The 15846-nt window shown below is 59.5% G+C and carries 14 protein-coding genes, 1 tRNA gene and 3 pseudogenes; 6 read left to right on the top strand and 12 right to left on the bottom strand.

Going from position 1 to position 15846, the window contains the following annotated elements:
• Positions 1-111: 111 nt before the first annotated feature.
• Positions 112-651 carry a DUF2937 family protein gene (locus GA829_RS34320; RefSeq protein WP_195180235.1) on the bottom strand — a complete coding sequence of 180 codons (540 nt, stop codon included), beginning with the start codon at positions 649-651 and terminating at the stop codon, positions 112-114.
• A 771-nt stretch (positions 652-1422) separates the two neighbouring features.
• Here GA829_RS34320 and GA829_RS34315 point away from each other — a divergent pair.
• Positions 1423-1923, top strand: a complete 501-nt coding sequence (locus GA829_RS34315; RefSeq protein WP_195180234.1) for a transposase family protein — start codon at positions 1423-1425, stop codon at positions 1921-1923.
• Positions 1924-2019: 96 nt separating this feature from the next.
• Complete coding sequence (locus GA829_RS34310; protein WP_195180233.1) at positions 2020-2742, top strand: hypothetical protein; 723 nt, start codon at positions 2020-2022, stop codon at positions 2740-2742.
• Between the two features lie 25 nt (positions 2743-2767).
• On the opposite strand, the gene istB is transcribed toward GA829_RS34310, so the two are convergent.
• Both istB and istA read right to left on the bottom strand, forming a co-directional pair.
• Positions 2768-3523: an IS21-like element helper ATPase IstB gene (gene istB / locus GA829_RS34305; RefSeq protein WP_195180232.1), complete on the bottom strand. Its 756-nt coding sequence runs from the start codon at positions 3521-3523 to the stop codon at positions 2768-2770.
• 14 nt (positions 3524-3537) lie between these two features.
• A pseudogene (gene istA, locus GA829_RS34300) lies at positions 3538-4722 on the bottom strand (IS21 family transposase); the annotation flags it as partial.
• Between the two features lie 401 nt (positions 4723-5123).
• On the opposite strand from istA, the pseudogene GA829_RS34295 reads away from it, so the two are divergent.
• Positions 5124-6071, top strand: a pseudogene (locus tag GA829_RS34295) (IS630 family transposase).
• Between the two features lie 926 nt (positions 6072-6997).
• Here the strand turns inward: GA829_RS34295 and GA829_RS34290 are convergent.
• The 3 genes from GA829_RS34290 to GA829_RS34280 form a co-directional block, all read right to left on the bottom strand.
• Entirely contained in the window at positions 6998-7135 is a 138-nt protein-coding gene (locus GA829_RS34290) for an EncA/B family entericidin (RefSeq protein ID WP_195180231.1), read from the bottom strand.
• A 289-nt stretch (positions 7136-7424) separates the two neighbouring features.
• Positions 7425-7889, bottom strand: a complete 465-nt coding sequence (locus GA829_RS34285; protein WP_195180230.1) for a hypothetical protein — start codon at positions 7887-7889, stop codon at positions 7425-7427.
• Between the two features lie 11 nt (positions 7890-7900).
• Positions 7901-8119, bottom strand: a complete 219-nt coding sequence (locus GA829_RS34280) for a helix-turn-helix domain-containing protein (protein ID WP_195180229.1) — start codon at positions 8117-8119, stop codon at positions 7901-7903.
• A gap of 171 nt (positions 8120-8290) precedes the next feature.
• Here GA829_RS34280 and GA829_RS34275 point away from each other — a divergent pair, with 171 nt between their 5' ends.
• Entirely contained in the window at positions 8291-8698 is a 408-nt protein-coding gene (locus tag GA829_RS34275) for a hypothetical protein (protein WP_195180228.1), read from the top strand.
• A gap of 199 nt (positions 8699-8897) precedes the next feature.
• Here the strand turns inward: GA829_RS34275 and GA829_RS34270 are convergent.
• A tRNA-Ser gene (locus GA829_RS34270) sits at positions 8898-8988 on the bottom strand.
• A gap of 115 nt (positions 8989-9103) precedes the next feature.
• Here GA829_RS34270 and GA829_RS34265 point away from each other — a divergent pair.
• Positions 9104-9256 (top strand): hypothetical protein, encoded by a 153-nt coding sequence (locus GA829_RS34265; protein ID WP_195180227.1) that lies wholly within the window; start codon positions 9104-9106, stop codon positions 9254-9256.
• Positions 9257-9316: 60 nt separating this feature from the next.
• Here the strand turns inward: GA829_RS34265 and GA829_RS34260 are convergent.
• The 5 genes and pseudogenes from GA829_RS34260 to GA829_RS34240 all read right to left on the bottom strand — a co-directional run bounded on the left by GA829_RS34260 (position 9317) and on the right by GA829_RS34240 (position 14295).
• Positions 9317-10013, bottom strand: a pseudogene (locus GA829_RS34260) (IS6 family transposase).
• Between the two features lie 242 nt (positions 10014-10255).
• Positions 10256-10597, bottom strand: a complete 342-nt coding sequence (locus GA829_RS34255) for a hypothetical protein (protein WP_374940448.1) — start codon at positions 10595-10597, stop codon at positions 10256-10258.
• 138 nt (positions 10598-10735) lie between these two features.
• Positions 10736-11871, bottom strand: a protein-coding gene (locus GA829_RS34250) for an IS3 family transposase (protein ID WP_374940362.1) whose coding sequence is annotated in 2 segments (ribosomal slippage) — positions 10736-11601 and positions 11601-11871 — 1137 coding nt in all. Because the reading frame shifts where the segments join, the coding sequence is not laid out codon by codon here.
• Positions 11819-13462, bottom strand: coding sequence for a pilus assembly protein (locus GA829_RS34245; protein ID WP_258052441.1), 1644 nt, complete (start codon positions 13460-13462; stop codon positions 11819-11821). Before GA829_RS34245 ends, GA829_RS34250 begins: the two co-directional genes overlap by 53 nt.
• A gap of 548 nt (positions 13463-14010) precedes the next feature.
• The gene (locus tag GA829_RS34240) at positions 14011-14295 is read right to left on the bottom strand and encodes a hypothetical protein (protein ID WP_195180226.1); all 285 of its coding nucleotides are present in this window, start codon (positions 14293-14295) and stop codon (positions 14011-14013) included.
• A gap of 52 nt (positions 14296-14347) precedes the next feature.
• Between GA829_RS34240 and GA829_RS34235 the strand changes: the two genes are divergently transcribed.
• Positions 14348-15592 (top strand): IS701 family transposase, encoded by a 1245-nt coding sequence (locus tag GA829_RS34235; protein ID WP_374940447.1) that lies wholly within the window; start codon positions 14348-14350, stop codon positions 15590-15592.
• Positions 15593-15846 lie beyond the last annotated feature (254 nt).

Raw genomic sequence — 15846 nt, 5'->3', positions numbered from 1 at the left:
CATACGGGGAACGTTCCAATCATCACATAGTCGACCGCACAGGTTATGCGGCCGGCCAGATGCACGATTTATTTGAACCTTCGGGTTCCGAGTCGCTAACTAGCTTATCAACTACCCCGTATGGCGACGCCGTAACCTGCTCGCGCGCCACCCCCAACGCAGGGCAGCTGCAAGCAAATAGATGGCGCCCGCACCGAACAAGAAGCCAAAGGCCGCCCAGACCAAACCGGCGTTGGTCATTGGAACGGCGGGCCGGAAATCCTGCCACGTGCCAGCGAACGTCGTCTCATCGCTATAGCCCAACACAAAGGGCTGCATCAGCGGCGGGCTCTCTGAAAAGGCGTTCTGTTGTCTAAGCAGATTTTCATAGCGAACAATCGTGGCGCGCATACTACGACCGCGGGCTTGAAACAATGGCTCTGGCGCTTTGTCGTGGAGGTCGAGCGCCTGCTTGCGCGATAGCCCCGCGCTCACAGCATCACGATCAAACTCAGAAACAACATGGCCGAGTTCTTCAATCGCTCCGCCCAGTCGCTGGCGGTATTGTTGCGCCAACTCGGGCATTTGCGATGACCCGATGCCTAACGCCAACGCAACAGAGAAGATGAGACTATGCCTGACGGCCATTTCCAACCTTGCGGTGGTTTCCACGAATTCCTGCGCAACGCACCTTATGGCTTGCAGCACCGGGGATCATTCTTCAGAAGATCCAGAGCGAGCATGACGCGGCTTTGCAAGCTGTGACTGAGTTCCTTGAGCCGCTTGCCCATTCTTCATCCATGAGTATCTCCCTTCGGTTGGTGATGGTCTGCTGCTCAACGTCATGGCCTCCCCTTGCGTTCCGTTTTATTGAATGCAGCGTTACTGGATCGTCAGGGTCGTTATTCGGTTGACTAGGAATCGCGGTAAACGAGCGCATTCGTTCAAGGGGTACGAGGCTTTCGTTGCGCCCCGGGCAAACAGACCATCCTGTTCGACCAGTTCGCGCGGCCTACCTTCTTCCCCATGTGTCCCTTATCGAGCACGACGATCCGGCCCATGCTGGCAATCGTTGACAGGCGATGGCAATCACCGTCTTTCCCGCCATCACCAGATCGCTGCATCGGCATCATTGTACTATGCTTCTTTTGGAACAATCATCCTGTCCGAAAGTTGTGACGAGGTCGGGTTTCCCTCAAGCCCGATCGATCAACAGAAGGCCCGTCACGGTTCGTCCGTGGCGGGCTTTTTCAGTTGGGTCAATGCGCTCGGCTGCGAGGTGCCCTCCGGCACATCCCACCGTGTCGGAAGCGGTGAAGGCGCGGCTTGGCCTCGTTCTTCAAGTCGATCCACATCTGAAGCGGCGCGGAACGCAGGCTCTGACTCACTTTTGATGACATTCGGGTTTGGTTGGTACCGATTTCAGACAGAGGAATCAGTGCTATGGGCCAGACCCTCCGGCCATCGACCCTCGTCCCTCGCGGCTTTGTGGTCGATGATGCCGCCAGTGCCGCCGACGCGACGCTAATCACGGTCCGTCCCTTAAGTATCGCGAGCGCCTGTCCGGGCTGCGGAACGAGATCGGTGCGGATCCACAGCCGGTATCCGCGGCGCTTGGCGGATCTGCCCATAGCGGGCAAGCCTGTTCTGCTGGTCGTGATGGTACGCCGGTTCCACTGCGACGCGGTGCTTTGCGGCCGGCGAATCTTTGCCGAGCGCTTTGACGGGGACGTCCTCGCGCCATGGGCCCGACGAACCGCTCGCCTCGATGATATCGTCCACCATCTTGGGGTTGTTCTCGGCGGGCGTCCGGCAGCGAGCTTCGCCCGGAGGGATGCGTATGCGGTTTGCCATTCAACTCATGATCGACGGCGGCGACGCAGCCGACGAAACGCAAGAGATTATCAGCTTCGACCGAACAGACGGTGCGCTGTCGATCGATGAACTCGGTCTGACGCTGGAAGAAGCGAAGAAGGCCCTTGCTGCGCTCCAGACTGCGATCACCGGTGCTCAGGTGATCGACGCTGCCGATGCCAAGCGATGGCCGGCTTTGTCGCGCCTGTCGTGGCAGCGTTGCCCGAACGCGTTACTCCCGATCTGCTTGCGCTCGAGGCGCGCTGGGCGTCACTTGCGGCCTACGGTATCACTGCCGCTTTGCTGGCCGACGTATTGCCGATCGACGGGGCCGTGAACGCGTCGACTATCAGGAACGACGCGTTGCGCGTCGCCGAGCGCCTCGAAGCCGAGCTCGGCCCCGAGCAAGCCATGTTCGCGAGTGGATGCCAGGCCGAATGGAACAAGATGCCGATCCCAGGACCGCCTGTAACGATAGGCATCGATGGCGGCTACGTACGCAGTTGGACCGATAGACCGACCAATTTCGAGGTGATCGTCGGCAAATCCGTGCCCGAAGAAGGACCGATACGTCGATTTGGCTTTGTGGCGGGGCACGACGACAAGCCGAAACGCCGTTTGCACGAACTTCTGGTGAGCCAGGGAATCGCGATGAACCAGGAGGTGACGTTCATGTCGGATGGCGCCTGCAATCTGCGCGACCTCCAATATTACATGCGTCCCAACGCGGAGCACGTTCTCGACTATTTTCACATCACCATGCGCATCACGGTCCTCCAACAGATGGCGGATTCCGACGAAGCCGGCCGTGGATTCCGATCAATCACCGGCCACCCATTCCGATTTCATTCCGGCCGGGATTCCGATTTGAAGCCGGCCACCTTTGGACATCACCTGGGTCGTTGTTGAGGTTTGGTTCGAGTTTCGTTTCGGGTCAAGCCTGAACCGCTTTCGGCAGGGCGATGGCCCGCTGTTTTCGCATGCTCTCGCCGGTCAGTTCGATGCGGTAGGCATTGTGCACGAGACGATCGAGGATGGCGTCGGCGATGGTGGGATTTCCGATAATCTCGTACCAGCGATCGACGGGCACTTGGCTGGTGACGATGGTGGAACGCCGCTCGTAGCGATCCTCAATGATCTCGAGAAGGTCACGGCGTTGATCGTCATTGAGCTTTTCGGGGCCCCAATCATCCAGAATGAGCAGATCGGTCCTGGCCAGCATCTTCAGCATCCTGGCGTATCGGCCGTCGCCCCTTGCCAGGGCAAGCTCAGCAAAGAGCCGGGGGGCCCGATGATAGGCGACGGAGAAGTCCTCGCGGCAAGCCTTGTGGCCGAGGGCGCAGGCAAGCCAGCTCTTGCCGGCGCCGGCCGGGCCGGTCAACAGGAGCCCATGACGCTGTCGGATCCAGTCGCAGCTTGCGAGTTTGAGGAACAGGGAACGATCAAGACCACGTTCGGCACGGAAGTCAGTATCTTCGACCTGCGCGTCATGGCGCAGCCGGGCCGCGCGGGCACGGGCCTCGAAGCGCTTCTGGCGCCGCACTGTTGCTTCGTGCTCGAGCAGGATGGCGAGCCACTCGCCATGATCGAGGGCGCGGGATTCCGGCTGCGCATCAAGGTCCTGGAAGGTTTTGGCCATACCGTGCAGGCCGAGATCGCGTAGCATATCGAGGGTGGGATGGGTCAGCATGATCTTGTCTCTCGTTAATGGAAGTAACCGGGACCACGCAGATTGGCGTGATCGATGATGGCGCCGGGGCCGGCGGCCGGCCGGGTGGCTTTGTGGTTGGCAATGAGCGCTGCAATGCTCTTGCAGGTGAGCCCACCGATCTCGACGGCGCGGGCCGAGATGGCCTCGGCGTGATCGCGATGGAGATCGCGATAAAGACGCAAGATGCCCAGGCATGTCCGGAAGCCCTGCTCGGGATGCGGCCGGTTCGCCAGAATGGCGATGATCAGCCCCTCGGTTTGCGGCCCAATGGAAGCGGCCCATCGCCGGAAGCGGTCCGGTGTCCACTCGGCATATCGGCGGTGGGAACTGGGCATGTGCTCAGGGTTTGTGCCGTAGCGCCGGCCGCCATAGCGGCGCTGGTGAATGGCAATGCGCTTGCCACGGTGGAAGATCTCGATCGCCCTGCTCGTCGCGCGGATGTCGACCTGCTGGCGGATCAGGCCATGCGGCACGGAATAGAAGAACGCCTTGAACTCTACGTGATAATCGGTGGCGACACGGGCCAGGCGCCATTCGGCAAACTCGTAATCCTGGGCGGGAAGGCTTGCCAGCACAGGCCGTTCCACGGTCTCGAACAGATGGCGGCGGCTGACGCCAAGGCGGCGCATGACATGGTCGTTGATGCGATCGACGGCCCCGGCGATCGCATCATTGGCCTCGGCCAGCGAGAAGAACGTCTGCCGCCGCAGCCGGCCGAGAATGCAGGTCTGGGCAAAGCGAACCCCGTTCTCGACCTTGGCCTTGTCCTTTGGACGCCTCGGCCGGGCCGGCAGAACGCCGACGCCATAATGCGAGGCCATCATGCCGTAGCTGCGGTTGATCTCCGGATCGTAGAAGGAGGCGTGGTTGACGCCGGACTTCAGGTTGTCCGGCACGATCAGGCGGGGAACACCGCCGAAGAAGTTGAACATGCGCACATGCGCGCCAATCCAGTCGGGCAGTGCCTGCGTCCAGGTCGCTTCCGCGTAGGTGCAGCCCGATGCGCCGAGGACGGCGACGAAGATCTCCGCCTCCCGGATCTCGCCGGTCAGCGGATCGACAATGGCGATCTTCTTGCCGGAGTAATCCACGAAGACCTTGTCGCCGGCGACATGCTCCTGCCGCATGGTCGGCGACAGCCGCTTCTCAAAGCTGCGGAACAGGTCGCAGAAGCGGCTAATATGTTATGCCGAACATATCACCTGTTATGTTGCGGTCGGATTTATGTTTCGGCTGCGGGGAATGAGCCAAGGCTCTCGCTGATTTCCTTGGCCTGTAACTGTAACCGCGCTAGGCAAGACAGGTCTTGCCGTGCAGGCCGCTCGCGATGCGGCTGCGGCGATCATGTCGTGCCTCGATAGAATGACGCCGCGCGAGAGCGGCGGTTTTTTTGACCGCACCGGGGATCGCTTGCCTTGGTGAGCGGCACTACGCGTAGGTAATTGTCGCGTACTTACCGGCTCGACAGAATCAGCTACCGCTCAGCTAGAGCATAATCTGATCTGATTGAATCGCGAGGGATTCCCATCGGCGAGAATATCTGATTCATGATGCCTGCTGGATATGGAGGCCAGCAGGCATGGCTAGACCCATATCGGAGGATCTGCGTTCGCGGGTGATCGCAGCGGTTGAGGGTGGGCTGTCGCGGCGGGCGGCGGCGGATCGTTTTGGTGTTGCCGCTGCAAGCGCGGTGCGCTGGGTCCGCGAATGGCGAGAGAGCGGCGCGACGCGGGCAAAGCCCCAAGGCGGTGACAAGCGCTCCCAGCGGATCGAGGCCTATCGGGATACGATCCTGGCGGCGATCGAAGGTCGGGACGACATCACGCTGGTCGAGTTGGCTGAGTTTCTCAGAGCGGAGCATGCGGTCATGTTTGCACCGAGCACGATCTGGCGCTTTCTTGACCGTCACTCGATGACCTTCAAAAAAAACGGCGCACGCCAGCGAGCAGGATCGGCCCGACGTGCTCGCGCGGCGTCGCGCCTGGTTCAAGGCCCAGCCTGATCTCGATCCCGAACGGTTGGTCTTTATCGACGAGACCGGCGCGTCGACGAAGATGGCTCGCCTGCGTGGACGGGCAAAGCGAGGCATGCGGTGCCGGTCTCCGATCCCGCACGGGCACTGGAAAACGACCACTTTTACAGGCGCATTGCGCCTGACGGGCATGACGGCGCCGATGGTCCTCGACGGACCGATGACGGGTGAATGGTTCGCCGCTTATGCCGAGCAGGTACTAGCGCCTACGCTTCGAACTGGCGACATCGTCATCCTCGACAACCTGCCGGCGCACAAAGTCACCGCCGCACGCCAAGCAATCGAAGCGACGGGCGCGCGAATGCTCTTCCTGCCGCCTTACAGCCCTGACTTTAACCCGATCGAAAATGCCTTCTCGAAGCTGAAGTCGATCCTCAGGAAAGCCGCCGCTCGCAACATCCCCAGCTTTGGGACGCAATCCGAGACGCGCTGCCAAGCTTCACTCCCGAGGAATGCACCAACTACTTCAGCGCCGCTGGATACGAGCCAGAGTGATCAGATTCTGCTCTAGCGGGGTCCCAACCCCGTGAGGCCGGCGCCAGCTTAGGCAATCTCCCTCCACGCTACCGGCGCCGGCCGCTGAGATGCAAATGTTTTGGACAATCTTCAAAACGCTGATCTATGCGGGCGTAGCCGTGGCTGTATTGGTCGGCTCTGCCGCGTTTGCGTTTCTACATGAGCGAGATCTACTATTCGCATGCCATGGCGGTCGCGTGCATTGCGGAGCAGGCTTGGTTGCGCTCGGACTCAAAACGGCTGGTCTGACCGCGTCGTATTCATAACTGGCGTCGTGCTGGCGCTGGCGGCTCATTGAGAAGCGCGGCCCGGCTGCGGGGGATAGAGGAGGTACAACCGGGCCGCACCGGATTTTTGCTGGTCCGGCGGCCAGAACATTACTGATTCCTAATGGATGCGCAACCATCTCCGCCGCCGCTCGTTTATCTATGCCAGAATGATCCCTGGCACTCCAGAAACCTGCCCGCCGGTACCACCTGGCGGGCTTTTTCGTTGACGGCGGGAACTTTCGCGCTGGTCCCGAGTTGTTCTGGTGGACCAACCAGTCCCCCCTGCGGTCCAGTGCACTAAACAAGCCCTGCAGGCTCCCGGCCTGCGGGGCTTTTCAATTCGGCGTCGGCTTGATATTGGTCGACCGAGGTTTTGCAAAAGGGAATGACGATGAAGAAAACCTTACCAGAAGCCGGGTGATCTTGAAGCGCGGAAAGCTTTCGAAGGTTTACGGCGCTTAAGCAGATTTCTGGGCCTATTAACTAAAAAGTTCGTTTGTCGACGCAACCCCGTCCTTCAAGAGACTCTGGCTTTGTTGGGCTTGCATCGGTCCATGCGACTGACAAGGCTCAGTAGGGCCAGACCAGGCCGTCAGCAGAGCTGTTTCATTCGCTGACGTCTGAAGCGCTGACATATCAGTTCTCGACGGTCTCATCGACAGCTCTCGCAGTGGATTTGACATCCTTGCCGACACCACGAACAGTGTTGGCGCAGGCCGAAAGAGCCAAGGCGCACGCAAGAATGGCAATCGGCACGGTGCGTAGCAGTTTCATGACGGAGTCTCCCTTTTCGACAGAGCAACGAAAATTCGGGGTGACTGGTTCCATGAACTCGCGCGAAAACACCAATCCGGTCAAGACGGCAGGCTTTATGATCATCGCCGCACGACCTGAATCGCGGCGTATCGTCGGGACGGAACAAGCTCAAACCGTAAATCGCTACTCCGCCACCGATCCATTGTCGGTGAATGGGCTATGCGCTCGGCACGCACTGCACCGACCAGCCGGGCGGTGTTGGCTGCTTCCGATATTCGGCGATTGGGTTTTAGTTCAATGAAGGGGTCTAATTCAATGTGGCATCCGCCAGCTTCAGGATGTTCAACCCGTCCATAGTGATCCTAACCCAGAACTGACCAACTACATCATCTTCCCAAGCCGCCCAACCGCGCAGGCTCATGCGGCGACATACGTCAATCATATGCGCAGGAATATCCGGGTAATGCCGGCGCTCGCCAGCAAGGAACCTAAGCGCCGCGATCTGCGGCTCGGTTAGCCGAACGACCGGCTTTCGCAACACATAGCCACTAGCTCGGACCTGTGCCCCGAAATCGGTTAGCACGATGGTGACTTTGCGGCGCTTGCCGATCCGCATGTCGGCCATGCCGAGCATCTGCAGTTCCTGATATGCAACGATCTCACGGTACTCCAGCGCATCCATATTGACGCCGTTCTTGGATGCGGTGAGTCGGTCGACAAACGCTATCTGGGCTGGCGTGAGTTTGTGGATCGGGGTGGGCTTGGAGCGCACTCGATACCGCTTCACGTCCGCAACTTCACGCCTGTTCCGTTGATGAACTCGATGCCGGCCGCCTCGAGCGCTGAGCGGATGGCGGCAAGGTTGTTGATTGAAGGTATTCTCCGGCCCTTCTCGAAGTTGCGAATGGTGCTTTCGCTTAGGTGAGAGGCCTCCCCAAGCTGTGTCTGAGACCAATCCTTTAAGCCCCTGGCCGCACGTGACTGTTCTGGCGTTAGCGACATTAAGACATCCCGATATTGATGGCTTTTCGTCTACCATAAACGAAAACCGTTGACACTCTTAAAGATTCGCGCTTTGTGTGAATGGTAACGATTTTCGTGAATCAGGAGAAACAAAATGGATATCTACGACATCGCCGCAGGCGCCAAGCTCGCAACGAGCACGCGATTGACATGGAAGACAAGGTCAACACCATGCGCGATCTGGTGCGCACGCTGAGCGTGTTCGGTAAGCTTCTCAAGGACGCCGGTGATCAGAGCGCATTTCAGCGCGTTGTGGGTATGGTGCAGGACGCCAACGAAGATCTTGAACAGGTTCGCAGCGAGATATCGGACGCGACCGACCTTGACCGGATGCGCTCGCCGCTGGTCTGGAGTCTGAAGCAGATTCCCTTCAATCAGAAGCGCGGCACTGGGATGCACTTCAACGACGGCGGCGACGTGTTCCTCGAATGGCAGCACGGCGATGGTCGCCGCACCGGCACGCAATACGCCGCTGTCATGAATTACGTGCGGGACGATCGAGGCAGCATCGCTTCCGAGACGCCGGTCAAGCCGAAGAAAACGAAGGAGGCCGCCTGAGCCGCCGCCCCCACAAACGGAACGGCCCGCTTCGGCGGGCTTTTTGTGTTATGTTAGGCGTGCCGCTACGCGCAACAGGGCGGCGTGCCATCTGTTTGGCTTGATTCGTTCGACCCTGGCCGGTCGGCAGATGGCACTCTTCGGCAATCTCCAACCACGCGCGGCTTGTTCCCGGTTATATCAATGAAATAAATGAATTTGGCGGAGAGGATGGGATTCGAACCCACGAGAAGCTTTTGACCTCTACTCCCTTAGCAGGGGAGCGCCTTCGACCACTCGGCCACCTCTCCGTTGCGCCGCTGGATAAAGAAAAGCGTCGTCACAATCAACAAGCCCGCGTCATTAATATGGAAAAATACGGCGGCGCCTCAAGGCGTTACTTCCCCAACAACCAGGAGATTTTCGATGGCTACCAAATCCAGTGGCAAAAACGTCCGGCTTTCCGACAAGGAGGCTTTCAACATCGCAGAGCAAACCGAGGTCTCGCCAAAGCAGGCGAAGGACCTTGCAGCCGAGCACGGCAAGGAGGAAGCCAAGAAGTTCAAGGCCGAGGAATAGTTGCCGCGGTGGCGTCGCCTTAACCGCGCCCAGGACGCGATAGTTTCTTCGGAGCGAATTTCACGCCTCAATCGACAAGCAGATTTCCCGCCAGGTCGTGATGGCGTGGGCACGGAGTTTGCGATGATCGGCGGCGGTCAGGTGTTTTCGATGAAGATGGAAAAGACGAAGCACTGGCATTGTCGCGCTGACTTGAACCGCATCATGCGTCGCTCTCGTCGACGCACAGGAAGGTGTGAATTCTCGGCGCGGTTGTTGAGGCCTTGGTGTGAACGATGCTCGACACCCGGCATGATCTCCCGCTTTGCTGCATCGTAAGAGCGCAGCTTGTCCGTTACCATCACGCGTGGCGTGATGCCCTGGCTCTTCAGCAGCTTTCGCATCAGCCGAAGAGCGGCCTTTCTGTTTTCGCGGCTTTGCAGCAGAGCATCGAGAACGTAGCCGTCAGCATCAACGGCGCGCCACAGCCAGTACTTCTTGCCTTTGATGGAGACATCTCATCGAGATGCCACTTGTCGGCAAAGTTACCGCGCGAGCGTCGCCGGAGTTCATGGGCGAATTGGCGGCCGAACTTTGCGGACCATTCTGCGACAGTCTGAAACGAGACATCGATCCCGCGCTCGGCAAGCAGGTCTTCAACGTCACGCAGGCTCAGCGGGAACCGATAATAGAGCCATACCGCATGGGCGATGATCTCGGCAGGAAAGCGGTGCCGCTTGTAGCGCGCTACCGTGTCCGCGTTTGAAAGCTTTGTCATCACCCGCGGATATCACTCAGATCAATGCATATCCGTTAAGGCGACGCCACCCTGGCCGAGGCTTTGTGGTGACCTTGGCCGGATCCAAACTCATCGCCGGCCCGCCTTTTTCGGGCGCGCTTACTTCGATCGCCTCATTCCAATTCGTCGACTCCCACGTCGACGCCAAGTACGAACGCGACGAGGCCATGGTGCAACATAACGTACAATTATCGGGGCGTCTCGCGGTAGACCTTTGCCGGTCAGCTGACGATGCGCAAATTGGACAGTTCGTTGCCGATCGCTTTGAAGTCGTCGGCCAGGGTGGCGCCTGTCGAGTTCCAGAACAGCTTCTTCGCCGTCTTGCCGGTTGGGTCCGCCGGATCTTTGTTGAAGCGGGAATCGGACGAGCAGGCTTTCAGAGCGTCTATTTGAGCTTTCTCAGCCGGGTTGGATGCATCAAGGTCAAGCCCAATGGTCATGACCATGATGTTGGCAGCCTTTGCGTTGTTGCAAAGCGTGGTGAAATACTCGTTCATCGCCTTAGTGTAGTTGGCGTTCGAGTAATCCGCCTTGCTGACAATACTGCTCGTGCCGAGGAACATGCGGCCATAGCTGTAGGTGTTGTTGTAAGGCTTGATGTACCCAAGGGCTGAGTAGATGGCTTTTGCTCCGGCAAGATTGAGGTGGTCCCGCTTGGTGAGACAGTTTGGCGGCTTGGCTAAGGTGGATCGGGGTTGTTTCTACGCCGCCAATAGCTCCGTCATTTCTGCGATAGCATAGACCTCGTCGGGCGTCCTGCCGGAGAAGGTAGAGTGCGGGCGCAGCCGATTGTAATAGTCAATCCAGGAACCGATGCCTTTGCGCGCCTCGCTGCCGGTCTCGAAGGCGCTGAGGAAGACGCATTCGTATTTGAGGCTTCGCCATAGCCGCTCGATGAAGACGTTGTCCATCCAGCGGCCGCGCCCGTCCATGGAGATGCGGATCCCAGCGTCCTTCAGCGTCGACGTGAAGGCGAAGCTGGTGAACTGGCTTCCCTGATCCGTGTTGAACATGTCGGGCCTGCCGTAGCGGGCGATCGCCTCTTCAAGCGCGGCAACGCAGAAGTCGGCATCCATCGTGTTCGACAGCCGCCAGGCGAGCACCTTGCGGCTGAACCAGTCCATGACGGCGACGAGGTAGAGAAAGCCGCGCCGCATCGGGATATAGGTCACGTCGGCGCACCAGACCTGGTCCGGCCGTTCGATCGCCAGGTGCCGCAGCAGGTAGGGATAGATGCGGTGCTGAGGATGCGGCGTGCTGGTCTTCGGCGCCTGGTAGATCGGCGATAAGCCAATCTTGCGCATCAGCCGCCGGACCCGCTTGCGGCCGACGCAGCAACCCTGACGCCGCAGATGCCGCGCCATCTGTCTGGAGCCATACCAGGGCATTTCCATGAAGGCCTCGTCGATGACGCGCATCAGTTTGAGGGTCTCGGGCGTCTCGTCGACGGGCTGTCGATAGAATGACGCCCGCGAGATCGAGACAAGCTCGCACTGGCGGCGGATCGAGAGCCGTGGGTGATCGGGATTGATCATCATTCTCCTCCGATCCAGGCTCAGCGATCGAAGGTCTTGGCCAAAAAATCCCGCTCGACCACGAGCTGGCCGATCTTGGCGTGAAGCTTCGTTACCTCGGCTTCCCGGCCGACCTGCGCATCCGCGGCCTTGTCGTCGAACGCCTTGGCCAGGTTCTCGATGGCCTGCCGCTTCCACTGCGTGATCTGGTTGGGGTGAAGCTGATGCTTCGTCGCCAGTTCAGAAATCGTCCGCTCGCCGCGGATCGCCTCAAGCGCAACCTTGGCCTTGAAATCGGCCGTAAACCGTCTGCGTGTCTTCATACTGGATCGTCCTCTTCATCGGGCGATCCACCTTATGCCCCTGTCTCAAAATCCGGCACCACCTCAGATCATTGCCGCCATAGTTCCAGTTGGTGCCGGAGTAGCTTTGCGCCGTTACCGACGTTGGCGTATAGTAAGTGTTGGCGCCATCGGTGAGCACGATGAGCACCTTGTCGTTGCCCTTTTCCGTCTCTGGTCTGCCTCCGGTAAAGGGAGCGGTGCTGGAAAGGGTTCTCCAGCCCCAGACCATGCCTTGGGGCACGTTGGTGGCGCCGCTGTCCGCCATGGCGTCGATGGCCGACTTGACGGTGGTTGCACCAGCCGACAACGATACATCGGTCAGCGGCGTGATCGGCGTGGTGCTGCAGCTCGTATTCGGTCCGGCATTCATGCCGGAAGCTGGAGTAACAGTGGTGCCAACATTGAAATATTTGGGCATATAGCGCTGGCGCTCGGCATCGGTGCCGGTTGAAATGTCATCTTCCCAGTTGTTGTTGGCGGGTCGAGATGAACTGTCGGTATTGTCGGTTTCATCGGGTGCGAACATCGGCACGAACAGGGTTGCAGGTGTCGAGGTTGAAGCCGCCGTATCCTGAACGTTGTAAGGATAAGGACGAGATTCGACACAACCGCCCCAGGAGGCGACGCTGGCATAAGTCGCCGGTGTGGTGGTTGTATTGCAGGTTTTGTTTTTGCCTTTTCCTGTGCATGTCGTCGTCGATGAGCTCGCCGTCACCATGCGCTTCATCTGGCTGTAGATTGAAAAACGCGTCAACGGCTGGTCTTTCTGGGTCGCATCCCAGCCGCTGCCTTTCGCGTACCAGACGCCGCCGACATTTTGCGCGTATTTGGTCGACGAGTAGCTCGAACTCATGGTCGTCCAGTCGAAATTCTCATGTTGAATTGGTGATACTCCGGCAGTATCCATCCATGTCGCGTCGGCATTGGTCGGCCCGACATTGACGGAAGCGGCAAACGGAACCAGGCTGAACTGAACCGGTTTGCTGACCTGCTTCATCTGCTGTGCCTGACCCGCAAGCTGGTCGACCAGCTGCTTCGCGGCATCCTTGAGAAGGTCGAACCTGACCTTGTTCGAGCCGTGACCGAGTTCGGCCATCGAACCGGAATTGTCGAGCACCAGCGAGACTTCCAGCGTATTCTTCAGCCGAACTTCGGAGCACGCCGAAAAATTGATATCGGTACTGTTCGCCGAGCCGTTCAACAGCTTGACCGCCACTGGCAGGAAATAGGGCTGGTACGTCATGGCGGCGCAGAGCTTCAATGTGCCGCCACCCGTATTGTTGTTAGGCAGCGTAACGGACAGCGTCGCGTTCGCCGGACTGATGGGTCCGAGATTGGCTTCGAAGAAACTCTTGGCATAGGCCTTGACGGCAGTGTCGCTGGCACCGGTAACGATCTGCTGGGCGGTGGCGATCCCGGCGGCATCCAGCGCATTCAACGTGTCCTGCCGTTGGCGCGTCAGTTCGGTGTAGTCGACGCCTATCGCAAGGGCACCCATCAGCGGCACCATCGCCAGCACTGTCATCAGTGCATAGTTGCCACGCCTGTCGCTTCCGAATTGTCTAATCATACTCCAGATGCTCCGCCGACCCAATTTGAATCGCCAAATTCCCACAAAACATTAAATTTCAGGTTGGTGAGATGTGTCCAATATCAACAGCGCTTTTTGATGCCTGTTAACCAAGGGGCGGGGCCGGTAGGCCATATCTACATCAAGACATGGCGGGCCAAACCCGCAGTTCGCCGTAAGGGGATGGGTGTAACCGGTTCGAAGCAGACGACTAATTCCGCAAACCCTGCACCCCAGCGATATGGGCGACAGGGGCGGATTTTCTGATACGAAGCGCGAGCCATGGCCTAGAGAAAATTCAGTGCCGACAACGCGATGCGTGATGCGTGATCGGATAGGAGCTTTTCAGCGTTTGGTGCGAAAGGATCGGCGACGGCCTCGCGCACCAGTGCAGCCAAACCATTGGGACCTGTCAGGTCGTGTGAAGCTCCGCATATAGAGGGTTTTTAGATTGGCGGCGCGGTAGCCGCCGAACGAGATGCGCCATGGTGCGAGCGCCGATAAAAAACTGTTGGACGAAGCCTAAGCTCGACTTTGTACGTTTTTGGTCAGGTCCAGGTCCAGAAGAGGCTGTTGGTTGCGATGTGGCTGAGCGCCTGATTGAGGGGCAGGACACAGCCGCCCATATCGTCGATGTCTTCCCATTTTCGCCGGTGTGACCAGTAGGCGATCCTGACCTCATCGCCTCTGCCGGTCGGCTTGAGACGGGCGATCGGCGCCTCGGTTGCCAGCAGGTGCAGGTGGTAGGCACCTTTGTCCTTGTACCAGCCAACGCCGCCGCCATTGGCCTCGTCGAACGCTTCGATGCGCAGGGCCATGTCGTCCTTTTCCATTGTGCAATCATAGCTGCCGCAGCCCCGGGCGGGCCTGGTCATGGGAGCTTTGTTGGCGCCGGGCAAGCGGACCGTCAGCTCCTGCTTGCGCATGACCGGCCGGGCCGAGGCGGCCAACTTTGCAAGCTACCACCAGATCCTCAACCGAGCCTGCTGGAGCCCCCGTGCCATTGCCAGGCGATTGCTGGGCCTCCTGGTCGAACGGCTCGTGCCCGATGGCCCCATCGTCATTGGCATGGACGACACCATCGAACGCCGATGGGGACGCCGGATCAGCGCACGGGGCATCTACCGGGATCCAGTGCGCTCCAGCCATGGCCATTTCGTCAAAGCCAGTGGCCTGCGATGGTTGAGCTTCATGGTGCTGACCCCGGTGCCATGGACGAGCCTGGTAAAGGCCTTGCCGGTCTTGACCCTGCTTGCCCCGTCCGAGCGATCCGACCATCAACGTGGGCGGCGCCATAAGCTGCTGACCGACTGGGCGCGGCAGGGCGCACTGCAACTCTGTCGCTGGCTGCCAGGGCGCCGCATCATCTTCGTGGGCGACAGCAGCTTTGCCGTCCATGAATTGGCCCATGCCATCACTGCCAGGGCAACGCTCATCAGCCGGCTGCGACTGGATGCCAGCCTGTTTGCGCCACCGCCAAAGCGGACCACGCGCACCGTCGGCCGGCCAGCGCAAAAAGGTCCAGCGCTACCAAAGCTCAAGACACTCCTGTCCAATCCCGCCACGACTTGGGCCAGGATCATCGTGTCCGCCTGGTATGGCCATGTCGACGGTAAGACGCTCGAGATCACGTCTGATACCGCTTTGTGGTACAGGCCCGGCACCCCGGTAATGCCTATCCGCTGGGTGCTGGTCCGGGACCCCGATGGCAAACGCGCCCCTCAAGCCTTCTTCAGCACGGACATCACACTCGAGCCCGCCGACGTCATCGCCCTGTTCGTCCGCCGCTGGCAGATCGAGGTCACGTTCGCCGAGACCCGTGCCCACCTTGGCGTTGAGACCCAGCGGCAATGGTCCGACAAGGCCATTGCACGAACCACCCCGGCATTGCTTGGGCTCTACAGCTTCATATCGCTATGGGCCTGCGATCTGCTCACCGGCACCACCACCCCATACGCCGCAGCGTGGTACCGAAAAACCAGCCTGACGTTTAGCGACGCCATCGGCGCCGTCCGCCTCGCAATCTGGATCGGCGACATTAATCAACACTCCCCGCCAAACCGGGAACGACAAAATATCCCGCCAGAGCGCATTCTGCGAATGGCGCAAGCCCTGTGCTTCGCCACCTAAACGTACAAAGTCGAGCAAAGAGCCCTCTCTGATTGGGGTGGGTGAGGTCAAGGTGCTCCTTTACTTTTTTTCCTGGGCCGTTCCGCAGGTCACTCGCTTCTCTTCGCGGTCGGCGCCTTTGGCCGCCGCATGATGGGGTCAGGAGAGCGAGGCGTCTCAATCTGTTTCACGACCTTGCCCGGTTTGGCGGCAGGTTCGGGACTCTCAACGAGATCGCCTCGCCCATCGTCCCCACGGAACGATCCGGGCATCGC

The organism is Mesorhizobium sp. INR15 (assembly GCF_015500075.1).
Lineage (GTDB): Bacteria > Pseudomonadota > Alphaproteobacteria > Rhizobiales > Rhizobiaceae > Mesorhizobium.
Note: the sequence above shows the minus strand (reverse complement) of the source record. Positions and strands in the feature narration are given on the sequence as shown.